This window comes from Lentzea sokolovensis (assembly GCF_033949975.1).
GTDB lineage: Bacteria > Actinomycetota > Actinomycetes > Mycobacteriales > Pseudonocardiaceae > Lentzea > Lentzea sokolovensis.
Window position 1 is genome coordinate 1 of record NZ_JAXAVU010000004.1, and the last position, 22,435, is coordinate 22,435.

Sequence of the window (22,435 nt, forward strand, 5' to 3'; positions counted from 1 at the left end):
GCGGCCCGTTCCGTACTTGTCGAACCGGAGGGTCACCACCCGATCGCGGTCGAGCGCGGTGGCGAGATCGCGGAGGGTGTTGGGCGTGAGCGACGGCGGCTGGTTGCCGTCGCGGTCGGTGGGACCACTGCCCGGCAGCAGAAGGGCGGCGGGCAGGCGTTCACCGCGCCTGTACCGCTCGAAAGTAATCATCGCTGGTAGAGCGAGGCACAGGAGCCGGTCGGACATCCCTGTGGCCCTTGCCGCACCAGCGCTGGTGATACGGGGCGTGACTGTGGACCCGGCCCGGCCGGGTCCACAACGCTTTGCGTGTCGCGTCCCACGTGTGCGTTCGCCTGTCGCAGGGCATCCGGTCCGGTGTCGACCTCGTGAAGGCGGTTCGGGTGGATCCATGGCGTGACAGGCTTCGTGTGGCGGTGGTCGTTCATCCGGTCGCCGTGGTGAACCACTCCGGATTGCGGGACCTGATATCTCGTACCGCCCAGGACCGCGGCTGGTGCGAGCCGCAGTGGTTCGAGACCACCCGCGACGATGCCGGGACGGGGGTGACAGCACTCGCCCTGCGCGACCACCCGCGGCTGGTTTTGGCATGTGGTGGAGACGGCACGGTGAACGCGGTGGCCGCAGGGTTGGCGCACACCGGGGTGGCGATGGGAATCGTGCCGATCGGCACGGGGAACCTCGTGGCCCGGAACCTGGGAATCGGCAGTGAGGTGGAGGACGCCGTCACGTCGGCGTTCGACGGGGCGGACCGCCGCGTCGACATGGGCCTGTTGGACGGACGCCCTTTCGTCGGCATGGGTGGGATCGGTCTGGACGCGGAGATGGTCCGCGACACCTCGCCCAAGATGAAGCGCCTCCTGGGATGGCCCGCGTATGTACCAGCGGTCCTCAAGGGTCTGAGGTCGGGCGCCAGCCGGGTGACTGTCCGGTTGGACGACGGCGGCTGGCTGACCCGCCGCGTCCTCGGGGCGGTCGTCGGCAACATAGGCGCCTTGCAGGGCGGGGTTTCCCTGCTGCCGGAGGCAGATCCCGCCGATGGGCTCCTGGACCTGGCGTTGCTGCATGACGTGCACACCAGGGGTTGGCTGGTCACGGCAGGTCGCCTGATCGGTTCCCGCCGAGTGGACGGGCCGGCGGTGGAGCGGTTCCGGTTCCGACGCTTGGAGTTGCGCAGTAGCCGCACCAAGCCGTTCGAGGTCGACGGAGAAGTCTGCGGGACAACCAGATCACTGAAGGTCGAGGTGAACCCCGGAGCGCTCATCGTCAAAGTGCCGGCATGAACTCGGCGCGCGGCTGTACGCCGACACGGTTGCGCGCAACGTGCGCGAACAGAACGCCGAGGCCCGACACGCCCTCGCCAGCCCTGTGCGCGCCGAAAACCTCATCCATGCAGGTCAAGCGGCATAGTGATACTCATGGACGACTTCGCCGAGACGGTCCTGTCGATCTACGGTGAGGCGCTCGATCTGGGCGGGCTCAAGAGACTGGGGCCGGGCTCGCAGGGGTGCTGCCGCGGCGAGTGATCGGTGGGTGCGGTGCTCGTTGTAGTACCGCTCGTACTCGCGCAGCGCGTGCCGTAGGTGGGTGTGGTTCCAGATCAGTGTCCGGTCCAGCAGTTCGGCGCGAAGCGTCTTCACCCAGCGTTCGACGATGGAGTTCATGCGAGGCACCCGGACGCCGGTCAGGATCGTCGCGATCCCCGCGGTGCCGAGGATCTCGTCGATCACTGCCGGGTACTTGCCGTCGCGGTCGCGAACAAGGAACCTGATCCGCGCGACGTATCCGGTGTCCTCGAGGTCCATGAGCAAGTTGCGGATTGCCTGAGTGACCCAGGCATGGGTCGGATGCGCGGTCGCGCCGACGATCCATACACGCCGACTGGCGTGGCGGATGGCGGCGAGAACGTACTGACGCTGACCGATCAGCGTGACCGCTTCAATGAAGTCCAGCGCCAGGATCGCCTCCGCCTGCGACCGCAGGAAATCAGACCAGGTAACGGTTGTCCGGCGCGGGGCCGGATCGATGCCGGCAGTCTTGAGGATCTCCCATACCGTCGATGCGGCGATCGCGACACCGAGCAGCGCCAGTTCGCCGTCGATGCGTCGATAACCCCACGAGGGGTTCTCAGTTGCCAGGCGCAGGACGAGACGGCGGATCGAAGCGACAGTGCGCGGACGCCCAGGCCTACGGTTCACGCTCATGCCGGCATGACGGCGCTTGATCACGTCGCGATGCCACCTCAGCACCGTATCCGGGCTCAGATCTCCGTCCTCACCGACGAACAGGGCGGCGCGACCGGCCAGATCCTCGGCAACCTGACGGTGTTCGCCGCCCTGGGCTTTTCGGCCCGCAACGGTTCGCGGCGCTCGCGTCGGTGCGGCGGATCGTGACGCTCGCGGCGGGCTGCTCGTTCGAGGTCGTCCAGTACCTGTGGCTCGACCGAGTGTCCTCAGTGGACGACGTGCTGCTCAACGCCGCCGGTGCCGGGCTGGCGGCACTGGCGTCCCGGCCCTGGTGGCGGCGACACTGGCCGCTGAGCTGCCGGCGGATGTCACCGCCCGCGCCGGCGCGCATCCCGCACACTGACCAGGAGCGCGGAGACCGCCGACGACCACGACCTCGCCGTCGCCATCGTGGTTCGCACCCGCTCGGCGGTGTCGAAAGCGGCCTGCTTGTTCAACAGCACCGAGGTGATCATGGTGCTCCAGGTGCGGGCGTCGGACTCCAGATCCTTCGTCACCGGCACGACGACGCGTGCCGCCAGCTCACGGTCGAGCACCGATCGCAACAGCAGGCCGAGCCCGCTTTCGCCGCTCACCAGCGTCGGCGTGCCCGCCACCACCGCCTCGAGGCCGACCAGGCCGAAGCCCTCCGCCCGCGACGGCATCAGCACCAGGCTCGCCCGCCGGAGGTCTTCCGCGATGCGGGCGAACTCCGTGGAGTACGGCCTGATCCTCACCCCGATGGAGGGATGGCTCACCCAGTTGTTGATCTTCGTCCAGAGCGGTAGCGACTCGCCAACGTTCGCGCCGCGCACAAGTAGCTCCCACTTGCCGTCCACGTGCGCGAGCCTGCGGGCCTGGCCCACCGCGCACGCCGCGATGTCGACACCCTTCACCTCGGCGTCCTCCATCCGGCCGAGCACCAGGATCTGAGGATCGCCAGGCAGTGGCGACCTCCGGACGGGGTCGGGGCTGTCGAAGCCGGGATCGAACTGGTGCACCCGCGGCGCCGAGCTGTTGCGAGCCAGGAGATCCCGTTCCATCCAGCCCGCGAGCCTCGGCCCGACCGCCACCGTGCGGCTCGCGTGTTCGGCCAGGTCGACCTCGGCCCGGCAGCGGTCGTCGGCGCGGACTCCGGAGTCCTCCTCGCGGTCGAGCTTCTGCCACTCCACCTCGTCCGGTTCCATGTGGACGAAGTGGACACGTGCCGCGTTGGGGAAGTGGTCATCGGTGAGGCATTGGGCCATCGGGCCGGTAACGCGGCCATGGCCGATGATCACGTCCGGGACGATGCCTGCCGGCAGAGCGGGTTTGCGCATCAACGCGACCTTCTCCGAACCACCTGGCACCTTGGGCGCGACGACGAGTGTCACGCCCGCCGACGCCGCGTCCGTCCGCTCGTCGTCCGACGCCATGGGGAGGTAGCAGAAGACAGCCGCGGACTCCGCGGCCAACGCCGTGCAGAGATAGCGGTTGAACGCGCTCAGCCCACCACGACGGGGAAACCACTCATCCGCGACCACGAGAACACGTTCCCCGCCCGGCACCGTGCGCGGCCCGCCTCGCGGGGCCGGGCTCGCGGGGCGGCGCAAGGCACCTTCGTGGAAGGTGGTCAGGTAGACGATGTCGTCGTCGAGCTGCTGGGCGAACCACGACGCGAGCGCACGGTCGTCGGTGACCGGGTCGACGCCGTTGTCCGGCAGCGGCAGGTCGGCGAGTGCCCGAACAGCGTTGGCTTCGGCGATGTCCACGGTGTGGCGCATCGCGGTCATGGTGGTCATCGTCTCGCCGAGCTCGTTCGCATCGGCTCGTCGGCACAGCTCCGCCGCGGCAGGCAGCCTGGACCAGACCCGCAGCTGGTAGCGGATCTTGGCCAAGTGCATGAGATACCGCGCGAGTGGGGGCATCTCCGGGCGGCCGTCGTGTGACCAGGTCCAGTTGCCGAGCACGTGGCGTTCGCCCAGCCGCGCCAGCACGACGAGCTCGCGGTGCGCTCGGTGGTCGTCGACGGCAGAGCTCTCCCACAGCGCGAGCCCGTTCCCGAGCCTGCCTCCGCGGTGCCACCAGTCGGGAGCCTGCGACGCGGACGGGAGAAGTTCGCGCAGATCGCCGCCGAACCCGGCTCCGTGGTCGAGCCCTTCTGCCTCGGCCACGTGCACGATCGCCGAGCCGAGGACGGAGGAGGCGGTGGCGCCGAGGACCGTCCGCAAGAGTCGGTCGAGCTCGATCCAGGTTTGATCGGGGTGCTTGAGCAGGACGGACAGTGCCAGCACGTCATGCTCTGCGCGCAGGACGAGCTGTGCGGATCCGCCTGTGCTCTCCGCCCCTGCGAGCGGTGTCGAGCGGGTGTGACCCGACCGGAAGCCCGCGGCCGGGGGTTCGGTCGGCAGTCCGAGTGAGCCGATCGGCGCGGTCGTGTGGAGCAGGTCACGGCTCCGGTTCCACACGTCCCACACGAGTTCGCTTCCCGCTTCGGCCAGCGGGCCTTCAGCGAAGGTGAACACATGCGCGATCACGTTCGGGCTGGTGAGTCGCGCGCTCACTCCTCCGCCTCGGCCGGTTCGGTGTCGTCGTCATCTTCGAGCGTGTGGATCAGCAGGTTGAGGCGATCACGCGTCGGCGGCGGTGGTGGGCCGACGGGCTCCTCCCCGATCCGCTTGACCAGCACAGGGCTGATCGCGTCCAGTTCGGCGGCCGCGCGGAACAACGCCGCCGCGTCACCGATGTCGTGGGCGATCGCCACGCGGTCGAGCACCTGCGCGACGAGTTCCCAGCGGTGCGCCGGCAGATACCACTCGGGCACCTCGCGCAGCACGGCCAGCGCGGTGAGCCTGCTGTTGTCTTCGATGTCAGCCTCCTGAGGTGTCACGGGCGGGCGAGGGTACGGCTCAGGCAGACCAGACCTGCCCAGCGAGCAGGACTGCGCAACCGGGAGGAGGTGAAGTAGTCGAGCTGCGCGTCCCGCAACGCCACAGCCGGGTGCTTGCCGCCTGCGAGACCACGCACGACGGCGGGGCAAAGCTCCCTCGCGGCGATCATGTTGATGGCGATGACACCGCCGATCACGCCTTCGGCGCCACCCAGCAGGCAGCTCACCGGCAGCCCGAGCGGGTCGTCGCCCGTGGTGACCCTGACCTCACCGACGAAGCAGGACTGGAAGACGGCCCAGGTCGGCCATGGCTCCTCGAGTGAGGTGGCCGCTGAGAGGCTTCCGTCGTGAAAGGCCACGTGCTGCTCAAGTCCGGTGCCTTCGCCGTGCGCGGCGATGTAGACACCGGCGGCCGTGCGCGCTCGAAGCGCGGCGAGCATCGCATTACGGGAACTGATCGGCCGATGCGTGAGGTCGGGTAGCACCTCGCCGACAGCGCGACGGTCCACCGAGGGATTGAGATAGGCCAGCACCTCCCCTCCCGGAGACGCCCGGTTCACGCGGCGCTGGAGCATGGCGAGTGTGGGCGTCAGCTGGATGACGGCGGCCTCCAGTGCGGTCCGGCCGTCGTCGAGCCGCAACGCTGCCCACGGCAACGCGGACAGCTCCGCTCCCGGTACCACGACGAGGGTCAGCGGGTGTGCCGCCGCCATCATCGCCGCACGAAGTTCCGTGGGCAGAAGGGCTTTGGCCGCGAGCTGCCAGCGGACGATCTCCTCGGGGGACTCCAGCGCGGCCATCACGCCGTGCCGTGCATCGCGATCCTCCGTGTTGAGGATCGCGAGCACGGCGCGATCAGTCACCTCGATGCGACGCACGACGCCAAGCCCGGTCGGCGGCATCCACACCACGTGGCCCACAGCACGTTCCGCCGAGACCTCGCTCATGTGGTACACGACGCAATGCACGTCGTGCAGCGCGGCACGCAATGCCGTGACATCGACGGGTTCGGGCAGATATGCCGACGCGAACCGGTCCGACAGAGCCTCCGTCAGCTCGCGACGGTGCCCGTCCGACGCGACCTGGCCGCGTTCCTCGACCTCGGAGATCTGGTGTTTGAGTTCCCGGACCCGATCGCTCAGCTCGATGCCGGGTTCCCGCAGCATCGTCGCGAGCGCGCTGCGTTTCAGCGACTCAGCCAGCTCGAACGCGTGCACCGCGACGGTGCCGTCGTTGTTCTGCAGGCGCACCAACGTGTCGAACGCCCGGTCGTACACCTCGTCGTGGCGGATGATCAGCCGGCTCCGGTGCGCACCCGCCGCCAGCTGTCCGCGCAACGACTCCAGCTGACGCACACCCGCCGTGACCTCGGGCAGGCCGTGGTAGCGGTTGGCACGGTTGAGCCCCGTCCCGAGCAGGATGCGCGCGACCGCCTGGTCGAACCCGTCCGAGGGCAGGGTCAGCATGTTGATCGCCGTGCGCAGATTGGCCGCGGCGGTGCCGTACTTGGTCATGCCGAGTTGAACACGACCGAGGAAGAGATAGATCCGGCCCATCGTCGAGCGCAACGCGATCACCTGCTGGTCGCCGAGCCCGTCCAACTTGTTCATGTCGAAGGAGAGCAGCTGCTGCAGCCGGTTCTCTGTCTCCGCAGGACCAATACGCGTGGAGATCAACGCGATGACCGTTAGCTCCGAGTCGACCATCTCGCGCAGGTTCCCGCTGCGCAGCAGACCACCGGCGGACTCGTTCAGCAGCCGCAGGGCCTCGTCGGCGTTGTCGTGCAGTGCCAGCACCCTGGCCATCGCGGTGCTGATCAGCGGATCACGTCGGTGTTGCCCGGCAGCGAACGCTTCGCCGAGCAACTCCGTGGCGGCGTCCGTGTCGCCTGCGGCGAGCAGCACCCGCCCGGCGGTTCCGACCACCTGCGGTCGCACGCGTTTCGCGTGGCTGAGCCGATCGCGAGCCTGCTGGGCGTCGCTGACGGCGGCCTGCACGGCACCGTCGGCGAGGTTGACGTGCGCGAGTGCGGCGAAGGCCGCCGCGGAGACCGCGGGCGGGTGGTGGTCGTGGGTGAGCGTGCGCCACAGCCTCGCGGCGATGCGCGGGCGCCCTTGCTCCATCGCGATCCGTGCCGACGCCCAGACATCGCGCGCCGCGCTGCCGCCCACCCCGAGGGGGAGTCGCGGTGCGGGCTCCTTGGGCCCGAGCATCCTCGTCTTGAGCGTCTCCGCCATCACGCCGAGAGGAAGTCCCACCGCGATCCCGCACCCGGCCAGACGGACGAACTCCCAGCCGTACAACCAGAAACCTGCCACGACGACCAGCACCGTGCCGGTGATGGGGAGCGTGTTGATCTTCGGGCGACTGGCGATCAACCGTGCCACCCATGCGGCGGGAAGGAGTGACACCCAGGCGGGCAGGACCCAGCCGAACAGCGTCCCGGTCGTGGTGAGGCCGGTCAGCAGGAGCGTGACCACGACGATGGTCACCACGGCCAGCTGGAGTCCGCGGTCGATCGAGGACTCGGCGATGGCGAGACGGAGCAACCGAACCTCCAAAGCCGGCGCAGCCGTCCACGGCCACCGCCCCAGCAGCAACCCCTTCGCCAGCATCCAGGTGACCCTGGCGAGGCGCACGACGTCCGCACATGCCCAGGTGGCGCTCCACAGTTCGAACGCAGTGTCCAGAGCGTCGAGACTGTCCGCTCCGGAGCGCAGTGCGTCGCGGAGGTTCTGCTCCAACTGTTCAGGGGAGTCGACCACGAACAACGCGGCACGTCCACGGCGCACGACGTCCAGCCCTCCGCGCCACGTGCCGCCCGCGAGGATCATCGCGACGACGCCGGCGACGGCCCGGACCAGCACGGCGGCCGCCGCGACCCAGGAGACCGGGAAGACCACCACGGCGAGGAGAATCGCGATCCACGGGTGCCGCACCGGACGCACGAGCGCTACCAGCAGGGCTGCCCCCACTGACCCGAGCACGGACGCCCCGCCGATCCAGCCGAGTGCACAGCAGACGACCGCGACGACCGTGCACAGTGGACGCACCACCAGCCACAGCAGCCGGGGAAAGACCGGCCAGTTCCGCCAGAGGTCCAGAAAGGCTTTCCATGCCGTGGTTGGTTCGTCGACTGTCATCGGCCACCTCGCTTGCCGGTCAGCTGTGACCAGTGCTCGTCGGTGAGCAGTTCACCGGTCGGATGCTTCTTCTGAACGCTCAGGACGATTCGGCGCAGCAGGAACTCGCCGCCCGAATGACGGCTCGCCTTGGCCCACACAGTGCCGCACTCCGACGGCGGCAAACCGACGATGTCCGAGACAGCCCCCAGCTTCATGTCCGCCCGCGCGAACGCCGCCTGCGCACGGGAGTGCGGCAGCATCGCCGCGAACGCCGCGAGCACGGACAGGTCGATCGGCGACTGCTGGTCAGGGCGATGCTGCACGACCAGGGCCGCTTCGGCCGCGACGACTGTCCACCCGGTGTTCAGGACAAGACCGCCCTCGCTGCTGGCCGCGACCCGGTCGAGAGCGGCGGCTGCCGGCCACCTCTCCGGGGCCCGCGCGGCGGCGGCGCGCAGCAACGTCACCGTGTCCACCGTGCTGACGCCATCGGGCTGGATCGCGTGCAACACCGACCGGGGCAGGGCTCGCACCGCGTCGGCCAGGGCCTTCTCGTCGAGCGGCGCGGTGGTGCGGGCGTGCCAGCCGACCGCCATGCCCAGCAGCTTGATCAGCACGGCAAGCCCCGCCACCACCACCGCGGGCCACGCGCTCAGCACCACCGCGACGGCCAGCGCCGCGACGGTGAGGGTGGTGTTGATCTGCATCGCGATCACCACGACCATGGACGCGGCGAACCAGTCCCACCGGGTGACCACAGCCGCGTGCACCGCGGTGGCGACCGCGGCGAACACGGCGAAGGTGTGCACCCTGGTCCAGGCCCGGATGCGCGTTCTCAGTTCCGGCCTCATCGATCACTCCTGCGACAACCCGGACCGCATCGCCCTGAACGGGACCAGCGCCCGGTCCTTGGCGGCGAGCTGCCCTGCGGTGTAACGCCTGCGCTGCAACCAGGCCCGGTGCTCGGCGTTGGAGAGTGGCACCCCGGTGCGAGCTGTCAGCGCCCGCCGCTCCTGCTGTTCGCGCACCCAGCCGAGTACGGCTTCGACGGCGAGCACCAGACCGGCGACAGGATTCACCACTGCCAGACCGAGCGAGAGCACTCCGGGAACCCAGGCACTGACCGCAGGCGGTCCGAGCATCGCGGCGGCGACGAATCCGAGCTCCCACCAGCTGCCCGGCCCGGCCGCGTGTTTGATGATGAGGCCGATGACCATCAACGTCAGCACCAGGTTCGCGACCGTCCACACCAGAACCGGCACGCCGATCGAAGGCGGATCGGCGGCGGCGTCGAGCTGTTCCATCGCGCCAGCGGCGACCAGGGGCGGCGAGATTCCGGCAGTTCTCAGCACTGCCGCCACCGCCGGCGACGGGCGCTCGGTCAACGCGAACAGAACCTGGCCGTTGTTCGGTTCGACGGTCTCGAACCCAGTCCGCGCGTATCGCAGAACTTCTTGTGCGTCATGGGTTCCCATCGCGCGCGCCTCGTCGGTGAACTCGTCGAGCACCCTGGCGATCAACGGCCCGTTCGACGACGCCAGGACCTGACCGGCTCTGCTGATGACCGTGAGCAGGTCCAGGTCATCAGGAGTCCGGCTGCCGGCGGCGTCCGCGGCCAGACCTGTCCAGTCCTGGTGGACTCCCTCCTGCCGCGGAGCAGCCGCGATCACCTGGTCCAGGTTCTCCAGCGCCACGCCGAGCAGTTCTCGCTGAACGACCTCGAGCAACTCGGGGTGGCTGATCTCGCCATTGGTGAGGAGCGCGCGTGTTGCTCCTGAATCCTGCTTCGACACCAGCGCGAGTACCAGGCCACCTGGTACGACAGGCGACATCTCGTAGACGCGGGTGAAGGTCTGCGCAAGCGCCAGGCTTGCGTGCAGATCGGAGGACATCGGCACGCCGTTCCAGGTGGAATCGGACGGCCTCGCGCCATCCGCCGCGTCCAGGAGCTTGTAGGGCTTGGGGAATCCGGTGTGCAGCCAGAACTGTGACCAGTTGCCGTGGATGTCGGCCCTGGCGAGTTCGAGCAGCACACGTCCTGTTTGGAGCACCTGGCCCTGTGGCGTGCCGCGCGCCGCACGAGTCATCGCCTCACGCGCGACCACCCCGAGCAGGCCGTTGCTCCTGCTCCAATCTCTGTGCGCCTCCACGGGCAACAACTCCTCGCTGAGATGCCTACTACTTAGGTGCTGCAAGCGGGTTCGTTACGGCTTTCACTCGGTTGGTCGAGTTGGTCCATCAGTGGGACATCCTCGGCTGAGCCGGAACTGCCATGCGTCCAGATGTGCCGCTCGGAACCCCGCCTCCGCATAGGCGAGGTAGTACTCCCACGTGCGCAGAAACGTGCCGCCGAACCCGAGTGCCATCGCCTCGTCGCGGTTCGCGTACAGCCGATCCCGCCAGCACCGCAGGGTGCGTGCGTAGCTGTCGCCCAGGCTGCGGCGGGCCGTGATCGTCAGTCCGGCCTGGTGCGCCTGCTCCTCGACCGCCCGCACAGACAGGACCTGGCCGCCGGGGAACACGTACTTCTGGATCCACGTGTGAACGTCCTTGGTCGCGAGCATGCGGTCGTGCGACATCGTGATCGTCTGCAGCACGACATGACCGCCGGGTGCCAGCAGCCGCTCCAACGCCGAGAAGTACGTGGGCCAGTACTCCATCCCGACCGCCTCGATCATCTCGACCGACACCACCGCGTCGTAGCCTCCTTCCAGCTCGCGGTAATCGTGCGCCAGGACGCGCACCCGCCCGGCCAGCCCGGCCGCGTCGACGAGCTGAGCCACGAATCGCCGCTGCTCGGCCGAGATGGTCGCCGTGGTCACCTCGGCGCCCCGTTCAGCGGCGCGCAGTGCGAGCGCGCCCCAACCGGACCCGATCTCCAGCACGCGGCTGCCCTCGCCGACGCGTGCCTGGTCCAGCACGGCGTCGATCTTGCGAAGCTGGGCCGAGTGCAGATCCGCACCGGGTTCGAACAAGGCGGCCGAGTAGGTCATGGACTCGTCGAGGAACAACGCGAAGAACTCGGACGGCAGGTCGTAGTGGCGGCGCACGTTTTCCTTGGCGCCTTCGACGGTGTTGCGCTCGGACGCGGGCACACGCTGGTCGGCCCAGCGCCGGAACACCGCCATCGGCCGGTTCACCGGCTTCGTCAGTCTCTCGGCGAACGGTACGAGCACGGCCGCCGGATCGCTGCTCGTCCACTCGCCGGCCACATAGGACTCGCTGAATCCGATCGGCCCGCACACGGCGAGCCGCCGGAAGAAGGCACCAGGTCGCTCGATTCGCATGACCGGCGCGGTCGAACCCCCTCCACCAAAGCGCTCACCTCCGGGGAGTGCCGCGGTGATCGGCATTGTTCGCACGCCGAACCGGAACATCTTCTCGATGAGCCATTCCCGGACGGGAGCCGGTCGCGGCAGCTCGGGCGGACTCCACGCCGTGGTCTCGGCGGTCGTGGTCATGGTGTCGCTCCCTTCACCTCGGTGTTCGTGGCAGCCCGCTGATCCACAACCTGACGCCGTGGAATCTGATGAGCGCGCTGATCCTTTGTGGCGTCAACGGTCTTCTCCACGCGGTACGCAGTGTTTCCGCCGGTGTCGCCGGACGTCTGTTCCCCGTCAGCACCGCGGTGAGCAAGGTCCTGTCACCGTCCCTCAACGACACGGACAAGGACATGAGATTGCCCGGTACCGGGAGTCGCATGTGGTACGTCCCCCGCATCGGGAGGAAAGGCGAAACGTAGAAGGCCTTCTCCACCTGCGCTGTCTCCGCTGGCGGCAACAGGTAGCAGTGGCGCTCGCCGTAGGTGTTGCTGACCTCCGCGATGACACACACCAGCGATCCATCGGCGTGATGGCACCAGAAGACGGTCAGCGGATTGAACGCGTGACCGAGCGTCCTGGCGGCCGCCAGCATCACCACCTGCCCACCGGCGAGGTCGATGTCCCTCGACGCGAGCCAGTCGTCGACGTTCGCTCTGATCGGCTGGTCCGGCGCCCCGAAGTGATCGGCGGCGGGAAACCGCGCGAGCGGACGCATCCACAGCGGAAGTCTCGGCATGGCATCCAGGTCGACCAGCCACAGCGTGATCCTGTTCCGGAACACCCGCACCGGTGCACGCCGGACGTGCACGAGGTGGCCGTCGTACAGCGCGGGAAGCCCGCTCACCACGTCGCACCGAACGCCCGCGCGGCCTCGGCTCCCGACACACAGCCGTCCTCGTGAAAGCCCCAACCGTGATACGCACCGGCGAAGGCCGTCCTGCCGGCGGTCAAGCTCGGCAGCAGCTGTTGTGCCGCAACGGATTCCCTCGTGTAGATCGGGTGTTCGTACACAGCTCTCGCGAGCACCGCCGACTCGTCGACGCTGGCCACGCCGTTGAGAGTGACGATGTAGTCCAACGGCTCACACAAACGCATCAGTTTGTTCATGTGGTAGCTGACGACAACCTCGTCACCGCCACGGCAGCGAGCTTTGCGGTGGTTCCACGATGCCCGCGCCCGCGCGGACCGAGGCAGCAACGCGCGGTCGGTGTGCAACCACATCTCATTGCGGGAGTACTGAAAAGCGCCCAGGGCCGCCTTTTCCTGATCGGTCGGATCCGCGAGCAACGCGAGCGCCTGGTCAGCGTGGGTCGCCAGCACCACGCCGTCCGCCTCGTAGCGGGTTCCCGCGGCGTCCACCAGTTCGACGGCGTCGGAATGCCTGCGCACCGATCGGATCGGGGTACCGGTGCGGACGTCGGGCAGTCGCTCGGCGATCAGGTCCACGTAGCCGCGCGCGCCACCGACAACGGTTCGCCAGCCGCACGAGCGGCGAACGTCGAGGAGACCGTGGTTCTCCAGGAACGAGAAGAGGTACCGCGCCGGGTACCTCCCACTCGGACGCTCGCCCGCCGACCACACCGCCGACACCAGCGGCAACGCGTAGTGGTCGACGAAGTAACGCGAGTACCCGCCGAACGACAGGACGTCGCTCAGCGTCCGCTCGTCATCCCCGCTCTTCAGCACGGCCTTCGCCGCACGGTGGAAGCGTGGGATCTCGGCCAGCATCCGCGTGTATCGGCGCCACACACCCGTCGCGGCGCGCGTGGTCAAGCCACGGCCGCCGTTGCCTCCCGCGTACTCGAGCCCGCATTCGGCACAGCTCACGCTCATCGACATCTCGGTCGCGGCCGTGCGGACGCCGAGCTCGCCGAACAACCTGAGCAGGTTCGGGTAGGTGGCGGGATTGTGCACGATGAAGCCGGTGTCGACGGCGACCGCGGCACCGTCCGACGCGGCAACCACCTTGGTGTCCGTGTGGCCGCCAAGCACGTCCCAGGCCTCGAACAACACCACGTCGTGCCGGTGGCGCAACAGGTATGCGGCGGTGAGACCCGAAACACCCGACCCGACGACCGCGATCCGCCCGGCGTTCATTCCGCCCGTCCCCAGCTCGCGGTGTCGGTCATGGAACAGTCGACCGCGGGCGCGGGCGTCAGCAGGCCAAGGTGCTTTCGAACCTGTTGCACCGCGGCAAGTGCGCTGCGCGCGGCGGACTCGGCGGAGTCGACCGGGTAGCCCGTGCGCATGGCGGAGCCCGCGAAGTACACGCCGGGAACCGCTCGCCTGAGCAAGCGGTCAGCGTGGAGGTGTTCACCCGCGTAGACCGCTTCGTTGGGTCGTTGGTTAGTGCGCACACGCACGTCCAGCACGTCGCCGCGCAGGCCGAGGATCTCCCGCACTTTTCCGACGACATGGCCAGGGTCGGTGCGAGGGGTGTTGGTGCACAGCACGACGCACCGTTCGTACCTCGGCTGCACCAACACGTTGACGCCGCCGTTGCAGTAGAAGGTCGGCTGATCGGTGTCCAGCACGGGCTCGTCGGGGGCGAGTCGCATGGTGTACGCCACGCAGTGCGTGTGATCCATCTCGACGACGGTGTGGTCGAGCTTCGACGCGTTGAGGAGGTTCACGGTGTCCGGGACGAAGGCTGTGACCACGACCGCGTCGTACACCGTTTCGCCGCTCGGACAGGTGACGATCACCGCGCCGTCCTCGCCCCGGATCCGCGAGACCGGTGTGCCAGGCTGGAACGTCACGCCGCGGCCCTCGAGGTGCCGCACCCACGGGTTGATCAGGTAGTCGTCCGTGGCGCCGGGAAACACGTACCCCTTCCTCGATCGCAGCATGCTGCTCAACAACTGCGGTATCGACGCGGGCCGGTAGTTGCGCGGCGACGCGAACCTGTTCTCGTTCAGCCCGGGCTCCGCGATCAGCGGCGACGGCCGCCAGTCGAGCAGCACCCTCAACCGGTCCCTGACGGGAACCTCCCTGGCCAGGACGCGGTAGAGATGGGAGATCTCCACCCAGCCCTTGCTGGTGCGACTGAACCGGCGCACCAACTGGAGGTCGTCGAAGACCGTCGGCCCGTCGTGGCCGTCGATCTGCCGAAGCACGTCGAAGAGCACCGAGTAGTCCTCCATGAAGAACCGTGGGCAGTGCTCCCCACCCGAAGCCACGTCCGCTCGACCACCGAAGTGGTGCTCGCGCTCGTACACGACCACTTCGGCGTGACGATGCCGGCTCAGCTGGAACGCGACAGTGAGCCCGGTGATCCCCGAGCCGATGACGCAGATCTTCACGAGGTCCTCCTGGCGACGATCCGATGGACGCTCATCCGGCTCTCCTCGAAGGCGAGCGCGCTACCGGCCAGGTACAACCTCCAGATCCGGCCCCGGCGGGATCCGTACCGGTGCAGCACCTCGTCCCAGTTGTCCTCGAGTCGCCGGGCCCAGGCGTCGATCGTCCGCACGTAGTGCTCCCGCGCCGACACGACCTCCCGCACCTCCAGACCGGACCGCTCGAGGTGGGCGAGGGTGCGGTCCAGCGGCCGCATCGTCATGTCCGGCGCGATGTAGGACTCGATGAAGGCCCCACCGGACGGGGCGACCTCGCCCCGGCTCATCTGCTGCAGGTAGACGAGGCCGTTCGGCCGGACCGCCTTCGCCAGAACCTCGCAGTACCGCCAGTAGTTCTCGTCACCGACGTGCTCGCCCATCTCGATCGACGCGACGGCGTCGAAGCCCGACATGACGATGTCGCGGTAGTCGAGTTCGTGGACAGTCACCCGCTGGGACAACCCCCGCTCCCGCGCGAGGGTTCGGACGTACTCGGCCTGCCGTGCGGACAGGGTCACGCCGGTCGCGACGGCCTGGTAGTGCTCAGCCGCGTGCAGGACGAGCGCGCCCCATCCGCAGCCCACGTCCAGCAGCCGCTTCCCCTCGGCGAGTCCGAGCTTCCGGCACACCATGTCCAGCTTGTCGCGCTGCGCTCTCGCCAGGTCGTCGGTGTTTCCCGGCTCCCACTGCGCGCACGAGTAGGACATCGACGGGTCCAGCACTTTCTCGTAGAAGTCGTTGCCCAGGTCGTAGTGGTGGGCGACCGCCGCACGGTCGCGTGCACCGCTGTGGATTCCCCCGGACAACCGGGCCTCCTCCTTCGGCACCCTCGGACGGCAACCGATGCCACCCAGCCTCACGAGCAGGGAGACGATCCGAGGCAGCTCGGAGAACCCCGGCCGCCTGGCGGTTCGCACCATCTCGCGGCAGGACCGCAGCCCTTCCTTCAAGTCGCCGTCGACATCGAGATCACCGGTCACGAACGCCCGTGCCAGCCCCAGCTCTCCAGGGCTGCGCAGCACGTGCCGCACCGCGCGAGGCGACCTGATGACCATCACAGGTCCGTCCTCCGGACCGCTCCGGCTGCCGTCCCACGCACGAAGTCCAACCGGCATGGGAACCCCGAGAACGGCTTCGAACGTCGCCGTCACCTGAGCGGCGACGCCATCTGACCAGCGTGTACGCCGGTTGGCCATCGGTCACCTCGCATCAACCGCGGGGCCGGTCGGCCCCTGTTGTAACGGGACCACCGGCAGCACCGAGATGCGTGCGTAGCTGGAAAACAGTGGAATGGTCTGCACAGCGAGGGAATGCGTTGTCCGATGACTCGTCTGCCAGAAGGCGGTTCGCCCAAGCACTCAACGCGGCGGTGTTGCGGGCGGAGAAACGGCTGGGCCAGGGCATCAACCGCGTCCACCTCGGGAAGCGGATCAACGTCGCCCGCGGGACGATCTACAACTACCTCAACGGCTCGACGGTGCCGGGCAGCTCCACGCTCGATCGCCTGATCGCCGAGCTGGGCGTCACCGGGCCGGAAGCCGGTCGGCTGGGAAACCTGCGAGACGCGGCCGAGATGACCAAGCTGACGGAACGCGGCAAGGACCCGGCGCCCGTGCAGCCTCGTCAGCTGCCCACGTTCACGAGCTGTTTCACCGGCAGGGCGGCCGAACTGGCTCGCCTCGACCACAACCCGATCACCACCATCGACGGCACAGCCGGTGTCGGCAAGACGACCCTCGCGTTGTGCTGGGCTCATCGGGCCACCGAACGCTTCCCCGACGGACAGCTGTACTTCGACCTTCGCGGCTTCGGCTCACGATCGCCGATGGATCCGGCGCAGGTGCTGCACCGGTTCCTGGAGGCGTTCGGTGTCGCCGCCGAGTCGATCCCCGATGACCTCGACGCCAAGGCCGCGCGTTACCGGAGTCTGTTGTCCGGCAAACGGGTCCTCGTCGTGCTGGACAACGCATCGTCCGCGGACCAGGTGCGTCCGCTGCTGCCTGGTTCACGTGCGTGCGGCGTGATCATCACTTCGCGCCAGAGGTTGGACAGCCTCGTGGCTCTGGAGGGCGCTCACCGCGTCGGTCTCGACCCTCTGTCGCCCGGCGACTCCGTGACGATGCTCGCCGAATGCCTCGGCGCCGACAGGCTTCGCGGTCAGGACGATGCCGTGGCCGAGCTCGCGCACCTCTGCGCGGGCCTCCCGCTGGCACTGGCGGTCGTGGCCGCCCGCGCGGCCGCTCTGCCCACCACTCCCGTTCGCAGCCTCGTCACCGAGTTGCGGCGGGAACGACTCGACCTCCTCACGCCAGGCAACGCCGACCTCGATCTCCGCAGCCTCTTCCACTGGTCCTGTGCCGTGCTGCCGGACAGTGCTCAGCACTTGTTCCGGTTGCTGGGCAGCCACCCCGGCCCGACCGTGGACCGGTGGACCGCCGCCGCGCTGCTCGGCACGACCGGTGCTCCGAGAACCGAACTCGCCGCACTGTCCGCAGCCAACCTGGTCACCGAACCGACCATCGGCCGCTATGCCATGCACGACCTGTTGCGGGTCTACGCACGAGAACTGGCCGAGACCGATCCTGGTTCACTCCGCGCTGCCACCCGGCGCGCACTCGACCACCACCTGGCGGCCGCAACACTCGCGAACGAGCACCTCCAGCCCTGCTCGGTGGACCAGCTCCGCCAGTCGCAGCCCGCATACACATGCACACTGCCGACCATCACCGACTACGACCGAGCTGTCGCGTGGTTCGTCGACGAACTCCCCGCACTGCTGTCGATGATCGAACACGCCGCGGCGAACGGGTTCGAGTCGCACGCGTGGCGACTCGCCTGGGCCTGCACCGTGTTCCTGCGGCGCAGTGGAAGGCGCGCCGACCGGGCGAAGGTGCACCGAACCGCGCTGGCGGCCGCACAGCGCGCCGGTGACGCCTTCGCCCATGCGACGACGCTTCGCCTGCTGGGCGACGCCGTCGCTCGACTCGGCCAGCGCCACGACGCGGTCGACCTCCTGCAAACGTCGATGGCGGAGTTCCACGCGCTGGGTCATGACGACGGTGTCCGCCAGGCCCACCTGTCCCTGGCACGGGTCTACGACGCCCAGCGCAGGCACACGGAAGCACTCGACCACGCGGAGAACGCGCTGTTGCTCGCGACGAAAACCCCTGACGGGCTCGCGCTCGCCGACGGCCTGACTTCCGTGGCCAAGCAGAACTGTGCCCTGGGCGACTACACCGACGCGCTGGCTCACGGCGTGCGCGCGCTGGCGTTGTACCGAGGGCTTGGCCACACCGAGGGCGAAGCGGACGTCCTCATGCACATCGCGTACGCCGAACTGCGGTCCGGCAGGCCCGAGGACGCGATCCTCACCTATGAGCGCTCACTTGAGCTGGACCGTCGGCTCGGCGACCGCTACTGGGAGGCGCACGCGCTCGATCGGCTCGCTGACATCCGCGCGTCCCAGGGCGACATGGTGCGATCGCGCGAACTGCGCGTGGAGTCGTTGGCCATCCTCGACGAGCTGTGGCATCCGGATGCGGTCGATGTCCGCCGAAAGCTCGACGCGGACGACCTCTAAGCACGTGGCCAGAAAGCAGCAACGACGGCAGGTCGGACCTCTCGCAGACGCGCGACGAGTCGGCCGCCGAGCTGATCCTGCGAGCCAGGGTGAGCACAGGCGACCCGGACCAGGCCGATCACGCGCGTGCCGACGCCACCGCCGCACTGGCACTGCTCGACGCTGTGCGTGCCGAAACGCCCTGAACCGGGACCGTCCCAGATCTGCGATCGGGATGACTACCGCCGATGGTGTCGATCCGCCACCGTTGATACCCCTTTCGGGCTAGGCCCTCGACACCGGATTCCGGTGAAAGCAGGCAATCACGATCAACGGGTCGTCGGCTCGCGGCGCTTGGTGTACGGCTTGTCCGGTACGAGGGGATGGCGGAGGGTCGTGATGGCGAGTTCTGGGCGTTTCACCTGGAATGTTGTGCGGTTCTCGGTTTTCACGGCGATCGGCGCGCTCTGTCTGGTCATGGGGATCGGGTTGATTCGGGTCCTGGCGACCAACTCGTCGCACGCGCGAGCGACTATCGAGGTCGTGGGCCAGGTGGTCGACGGGTACCGGGCTCCCGACGAGGAGGCTCTGGTCGTGTGGAACGACCAGGAGGGGAACGAGCAGACGACATGGTTCGAGCTGGACGAGCCCGAGCAATGGGCGCCGGGACGTCCGTTCCGCCTCCGGTACGACCCCGACGAGGGCAACCCGGAGGAGAGAGGACCGTACCTGCCAGCGTTGGACCGGGAGGCGGTGGTGTCGGCGGAAGCCGGCGCTCACAACGCCGGAGAGGCCGCGGGATGGGACTACTGGTGGCCTACCGCAGTGATCGGTGCGCTGGTGTTCCTGGTGCTGCTCGCCTGGGCCATGCGCGGCTGGCTCAACCGCTCGGCCGCAGCCGGGCGTTCCGAGCCGATGCGTGTGGTGGTAGTGCGGGGTCACAGCGACAACTTGGGCGCCAACAGGAGCATGGCACTGCTGCTCGCGCCCCCCGAGGCCCTGCCGGAGCCGGAGGCGCTGGCCGAGCTGCCGGCTGTGCCCCGTGTGGTTCCGGGAGCGCGATGGCAGCGCGTTTACTGGCACCCCGCGCTCGAGCGTCTCCCCCCAGGTCAGAACGTGACGGCGCGACTGAAGGACGGGTTCGGCGCGCGTGCTGTGATAGAGCCCGAGCCACACGTCCGCATCTGGCCCGCGGGAGGGCTCCGTGCCAAGTCGCGCTGGGGCATCGTCTACACGATGCAGCACGCCCGGTCGCGTCCCCGCTGGGCCGACCCGCCGCGCCCACCGCTGGCGGTGTGGCTCGTACCGATTCCGGCAGGAGTGTTCGGCGCCGCGCGCGGGCACTTCCTCGCCGACGCCCCACTGGTCATCCTGGGGATGCTCATCATCACCACGTTCTTGTGGGCCTGGTACACCCCCGCTCCGGCGGAGGACTGATCGACGCTACGTCCACACCCTGCAGGCGGGTCTCGCCGTGCAGGCGGCGAGTGGCGTCAGCCCAGAGGAACTCCAGGAGATGGCGGACACCTCACTGTGCTCCTGGCCGCTCTGCTGAACAGGTTCTGCCGACTAGCGGGAGCGCAGGCCGTTGACGAGCACGCGCACGAGGTGGCGAGCGTCGTAGCGCAACCCGTCGCCGGCCTTCGCTCCGGCACAGATGCTGCCCACCGCGCGCATCAGCTCGTAGGCGTCCTGTCCCGCAACGATCTCGCCGGCTTTCGTGGCCTCGGCCAGCAGCCGCGTGCACACGGGTACGAGGTGTTCGAGGAAGTAGTCGTGCAACGGGTCGTAACACGGCTCGCTCGACTGCAGCACGGACGCCAGGCCCTGTTTGGTGATCACGAAGTCCACGAACTGGTCGATCCACTTCGTCAGCGCCTGATGAGGATCCGGTTCGCTCGCGAGCAGCGCGGGTCCGGCGGCGCGCAGCGAGTCCACCTGGGACCGGTAGACGGCCAGGATCAGATCGGCCCGCGTCGGGTAGTGGCGGTAGATCGTGGCGGTGCCCACCCCTGCGCGGGCGGCGATCTCGCGGATCGGGGCCTCGACCCCGGAGGAGACGAACACCGCGGCCGCTGCTTCGAGCACGCTCCCGGCGTTGCGCAGCGCGTCGGCTCGCCTCGGAGTCCGCGTCGCCGCACCGGGAGAGTCGCTCATCGCCTCATCCTATCGACCGGCTCCCACCGCTGAAGACACGTCGAGCAGCATCTTGGACAGCTCGTCCGGAACCGTGATCATGCAGTCGTGGCCCGACACCAGCTCGCGCACGTCCGCAGGCTCGCCGTCCGGTTGCACGGCAGGCACGGGGCGGGGTTCGACGCCTTCCGGCTTCGGCGTGCAGTGGATGTGGGTGCGCGGGATCGCGGCCAGAGCCGGGTTGTCCATCGCGACCGGTTCGGTCAGGCATCGCGTCGTCTGGTCGGACACCATGGTGCGCAGCCACGCGATGTCCGCGGGTTCGGTCAGGCCGAACAGACCGAAGGGCTCCTGCGGCGGGGGCACCCTCCAGCCGTCGCCGAGCATGCCGCGGGCGGCCGGCAAGGCGTCGAGCGCGCTCTCGCCGTGCTCGGGGACCATGGCGTCGAGGTAGACGAGGCGGGCGATCCGCTCCGGCACCTCGTTCGCCACGCCGGAGATCACCATGCCCGCGTAGCTGTGCCCGACCAGCACCACCTCGCGCAGGTCCTCTTCGACCAGCAACCGCACGACGTCGTCGGTGTGCGTGCCCAGGCCGGTACTGGGACTCAACAGATGCCTGGTCTCGCCGTACCCGGTCAGCGTCGGCGTGAACACCGCACTCCCGTTCGCCGCCAGCCGCGGTACCACCTTCGACCAGCACTGACCGCTGTGCCATGCACCGTGCACCAGCACGTACGTCACCGGCATGATCTCTCCTCACGCTAAGTGGGACGTTGTCCCGTTAACAATACGGGACAACGTCCCACTTAGTCGAGGCAGCGGTAGTCACACGTAGAGCTGTGCGGTCCGAGTCCGACCGTCCTCACGTGCTGCGTCAGGCGATCATGTCGTGCCGCAGTGGCGGCGCGGTCTCGGTGATCGGCGTCTACGGCGGACTGATCGACAAGTTCCCGGCCGGCGCGTGGATGAACCGGTCGCTGACCCTGCGGACGGGGCAGTGCCACGTGCGGCGTTACATGTTGCCGTTGCTGGAGCGCATCGAGCGCGGGGAGATCGATCCCACCCGGATCATCACCCACACGCTCCCGTTGGAGGAGACGGAGCGCGGCTTCGAGATGTTCAAGAACAAGCAGAACGACTGTGAGAAGGTCGTCCTCAAACCCTGACGCCCCAGCCGGATCACCCGCGCAGCATGTCCAGCACCGCTAGGGAGCGCTTCACCGCGGTGGTCCCACTGACCAGGCAGAGTGTCGACCCCATCCGGTTCGCGTGTCGCTCGGCCCGTACGAGCGCCCTCAGGTCCACGATGATCGTCCCCTGTGTCAGGTCCAGATGCGGTTCGATCGCGTGGACCAGCAGGTCTACAGTGGACGCATCGATCTCTCCACTCAGACGGATCACACGGACTCTGGTCGTACTCGCGACGGCGACGGGAACCACCTTTGCTCACCTCCAGCAGATCTTCGAGGTGAGGACAGTGCCGCACCGCACGCGTGCGACGCTTCGGTCCAGGGGCGGAAACCCTGGCAGGCCATAGACCTGCGGGGTCACGCCTGGAGCTTCTCGCGGCGCTCCTGCTGGCGGTAGCCGTATGCGGCGTTGCGCACCGCCTCGTCGCTCTTGGCGCGCGAGGAGTTCGTCGCCGTAGACGGCGAGGAACGGCCGGACGGTCTCCATGCTGTGCTGGATCAGCACCACCCAGAAGGCGTCAATCCGCGGCGGCGCGACCTGCTGCACGATCTCCCACAGCGCGACGAGCATCCGGTCCTCGCCGACTGGGACGCACATCGCCGTCGACATGACGTCCCGCGCGATGAGCACTACTAGGCGGCAGTGCGTGGTGTTGAGGGCATCGAG

General features: G+C 68.5%; 20 protein-coding genes and 1 pseudogene. 5 read left to right on the plus strand and 16 right to left on the minus strand.

Going from position 1 to position 22,435, the window contains the following annotated elements; genetic code table 11:
- Nucleotides 1-192 (minus strand): annotated as a pseudogene (locus SK854_RS05510) (hypothetical protein); the annotation flags it as partial.
- A gap of 224 nt (nt 193-416) precedes the next feature.
- On the opposite strand from SK854_RS05510, the gene SK854_RS05515 reads away from it, so the two are divergent.
- Nucleotides 417-1,283, plus strand: coding sequence for a diacylglycerol/lipid kinase family protein (locus SK854_RS05515; RefSeq protein WP_319973887.1), 867 nt, complete (start codon nt 417-419; stop codon nt 1,281-1,283).
- A gap of 114 nt (nt 1,284-1,397) precedes the next feature.
- Here SK854_RS05515 and SK854_RS05520 read toward each other — a convergent pair whose 3' ends face one another.
- On the minus strand, nt 1,398-2,228 hold the full coding sequence (locus SK854_RS05520) for an integrase core domain-containing protein (protein ID WP_319973888.1): 831 nt from the start codon (nt 2,226-2,228) through the stop codon (nt 1,398-1,400).
- Between SK854_RS05520 and SK854_RS05525 the strand changes: the two genes are divergently transcribed.
- Nucleotides 2,211-2,393, plus strand: coding sequence for a hypothetical protein (locus SK854_RS05525; protein ID WP_319973889.1), 183 nt, complete (start codon nt 2,211-2,213; stop codon nt 2,391-2,393). The genes SK854_RS05520 and SK854_RS05525 overlap by 18 nt on opposite strands.
- 161 nt (nt 2,394-2,554) lie before the next feature.
- Here the strand turns inward: SK854_RS05525 and SK854_RS05530 are convergent, their stop codons facing one another.
- The 10 genes from SK854_RS05530 to SK854_RS05575 form a co-directional block, all read right to left on the minus strand.
- Nucleotides 2,555-4,768, minus strand: a complete 2,214-nt coding sequence (locus SK854_RS05530) for a CATRA conflict system CASPASE/TPR repeat-associated protein (protein ID WP_319973890.1) — start codon at nt 4,766-4,768, stop codon at nt 2,555-2,557.
- Nucleotides 4,765-5,094: a CATRA system-associated protein gene (locus SK854_RS05535; protein ID WP_319973891.1), complete on the minus strand. Its 330-nt coding sequence runs from the start codon at nt 5,092-5,094 to the stop codon at nt 4,765-4,767. The genes SK854_RS05530 and SK854_RS05535 overlap by 4 nt, the downstream gene beginning before the upstream one ends.
- Nucleotides 5,091-8,237 carry a CHAT domain-containing protein gene (locus tag SK854_RS05540; protein ID WP_319973892.1) on the minus strand — a complete coding sequence of 1,049 codons (3,147 nt, stop codon included), beginning with the start codon at nt 8,235-8,237 and terminating at the stop codon, nt 5,091-5,093. Before SK854_RS05540 ends, SK854_RS05535 begins: the two co-directional genes overlap by 4 nt.
- Entirely contained in the window at nt 8,234-9,070 is an 837-nt protein-coding gene (locus SK854_RS05545; protein ID WP_319973893.1) for a hypothetical protein, read from the minus strand. The genes SK854_RS05540 and SK854_RS05545 overlap by 4 nt, the downstream gene beginning before the upstream one ends.
- A 3-nt stretch (nt 9,071-9,073) precedes the next feature.
- Complete coding sequence (locus SK854_RS05550; protein ID WP_319973894.1) at nt 9,074-10,369, minus strand: hypothetical protein; 1,296 nt, start codon at nt 10,367-10,369, stop codon at nt 9,074-9,076.
- A 63-nt stretch (nt 10,370-10,432) separates the two neighbouring features.
- A complete protein-coding gene (locus SK854_RS05555; RefSeq protein ID WP_319973895.1) occupies nt 10,433-11,680 on the minus strand; it encodes a cyclopropane-fatty-acyl-phospholipid synthase family protein in 1,248 nt (415 codons plus the stop codon).
- A 13-nt stretch (nt 11,681-11,693) separates the two neighbouring features.
- The gene (locus SK854_RS05560; RefSeq protein WP_319973896.1) at nt 11,694-12,389 is read right to left on the minus strand and encodes a DUF1365 domain-containing protein; all 696 of its coding nucleotides are present in this window, start codon (nt 12,387-12,389) and stop codon (nt 11,694-11,696) included.
- A complete protein-coding gene (locus SK854_RS05565) occupies nt 12,383-13,639 on the minus strand; it encodes an NAD(P)/FAD-dependent oxidoreductase (RefSeq protein ID WP_319973897.1) in 1,257 nt (418 codons plus the stop codon). Before SK854_RS05565 ends, SK854_RS05560 begins: the two co-directional genes overlap by 7 nt.
- Entirely contained in the window at nt 13,636-14,844 is a 1,209-nt protein-coding gene (locus tag SK854_RS05570) for an FAD-dependent oxidoreductase (RefSeq protein ID WP_319973898.1), read from the minus strand. Before SK854_RS05570 ends, SK854_RS05565 begins: the two co-directional genes overlap by 4 nt.
- A complete protein-coding gene (locus tag SK854_RS05575) occupies nt 14,841-15,935 on the minus strand; it encodes a cyclopropane-fatty-acyl-phospholipid synthase family protein (RefSeq protein WP_319974880.1) in 1,095 nt (364 codons plus the stop codon). The genes SK854_RS05570 and SK854_RS05575 overlap by 4 nt, the downstream gene beginning before the upstream one ends.
- Nucleotides 15,936-16,195: 260 nt before the next feature.
- Here SK854_RS05575 and SK854_RS05580 point away from each other — a divergent pair, with 260 nt between their 5' ends.
- Nucleotides 16,196-18,460 (plus strand): NB-ARC domain-containing protein, encoded by a 2,265-nt coding sequence (locus SK854_RS05580; protein WP_319973899.1) that lies wholly within the window; start codon nt 16,196-16,198, stop codon nt 18,458-18,460.
- Nucleotides 18,461-18,768: 308 nt separating this feature from the next.
- Here the strand turns inward: SK854_RS05580 and SK854_RS05585 are convergent, their stop codons facing one another.
- The gene (locus SK854_RS05585) at nt 18,769-18,918 is read right to left on the minus strand and encodes a hypothetical protein (protein ID WP_319973900.1); all 150 of its coding nucleotides are present in this window, start codon (nt 18,916-18,918) and stop codon (nt 18,769-18,771) included.
- On the opposite strand from SK854_RS05585, the gene SK854_RS05590 reads away from it, so the two are divergent.
- Complete coding sequence (locus SK854_RS05590; protein WP_319973901.1) at nt 18,917-19,876, plus strand: hypothetical protein; 960 nt, start codon at nt 18,917-18,919, stop codon at nt 19,874-19,876. The genes SK854_RS05585 and SK854_RS05590 overlap by 2 nt on opposite strands.
- Nucleotides 19,877-20,008: 132 nt before the next feature.
- Here SK854_RS05590 and SK854_RS05595 read toward each other — a convergent pair whose 3' ends face one another.
- Nucleotides 20,009-20,596: a TetR/AcrR family transcriptional regulator gene (locus SK854_RS05595; RefSeq protein ID WP_319973902.1), complete on the minus strand. Its 588-nt coding sequence runs from the start codon at nt 20,594-20,596 to the stop codon at nt 20,009-20,011.
- Nucleotides 20,597-20,605: 9 nt separating this feature from the next.
- Nucleotides 20,606-21,325 (minus strand): alpha/beta fold hydrolase, encoded by a 720-nt coding sequence (locus tag SK854_RS05600; protein WP_319973903.1) that lies wholly within the window; start codon nt 21,323-21,325, stop codon nt 20,606-20,608.
- 119 nt (nt 21,326-21,444) lie between these two features.
- Between SK854_RS05600 and SK854_RS05605 the strand changes: the two genes are divergently transcribed.
- The gene (locus SK854_RS05605; protein ID WP_319973904.1) at nt 21,445-21,744 is read left to right on the plus strand and encodes an MDR/zinc-dependent alcohol dehydrogenase-like family protein; all 300 of its coding nucleotides are present in this window, start codon (nt 21,445-21,447) and stop codon (nt 21,742-21,744) included.
- A gap of 280 nt (nt 21,745-22,024) precedes the next feature.
- Here SK854_RS05605 and SK854_RS05610 read toward each other — a convergent pair whose 3' ends face one another.
- Nucleotides 22,025-22,339 (minus strand): hypothetical protein, encoded by a 315-nt coding sequence (locus SK854_RS05610; RefSeq protein ID WP_319973905.1) that lies wholly within the window; start codon nt 22,337-22,339, stop codon nt 22,025-22,027.
- Between the last annotated feature and the right edge of the window lie 96 nt (nt 22,340-22,435).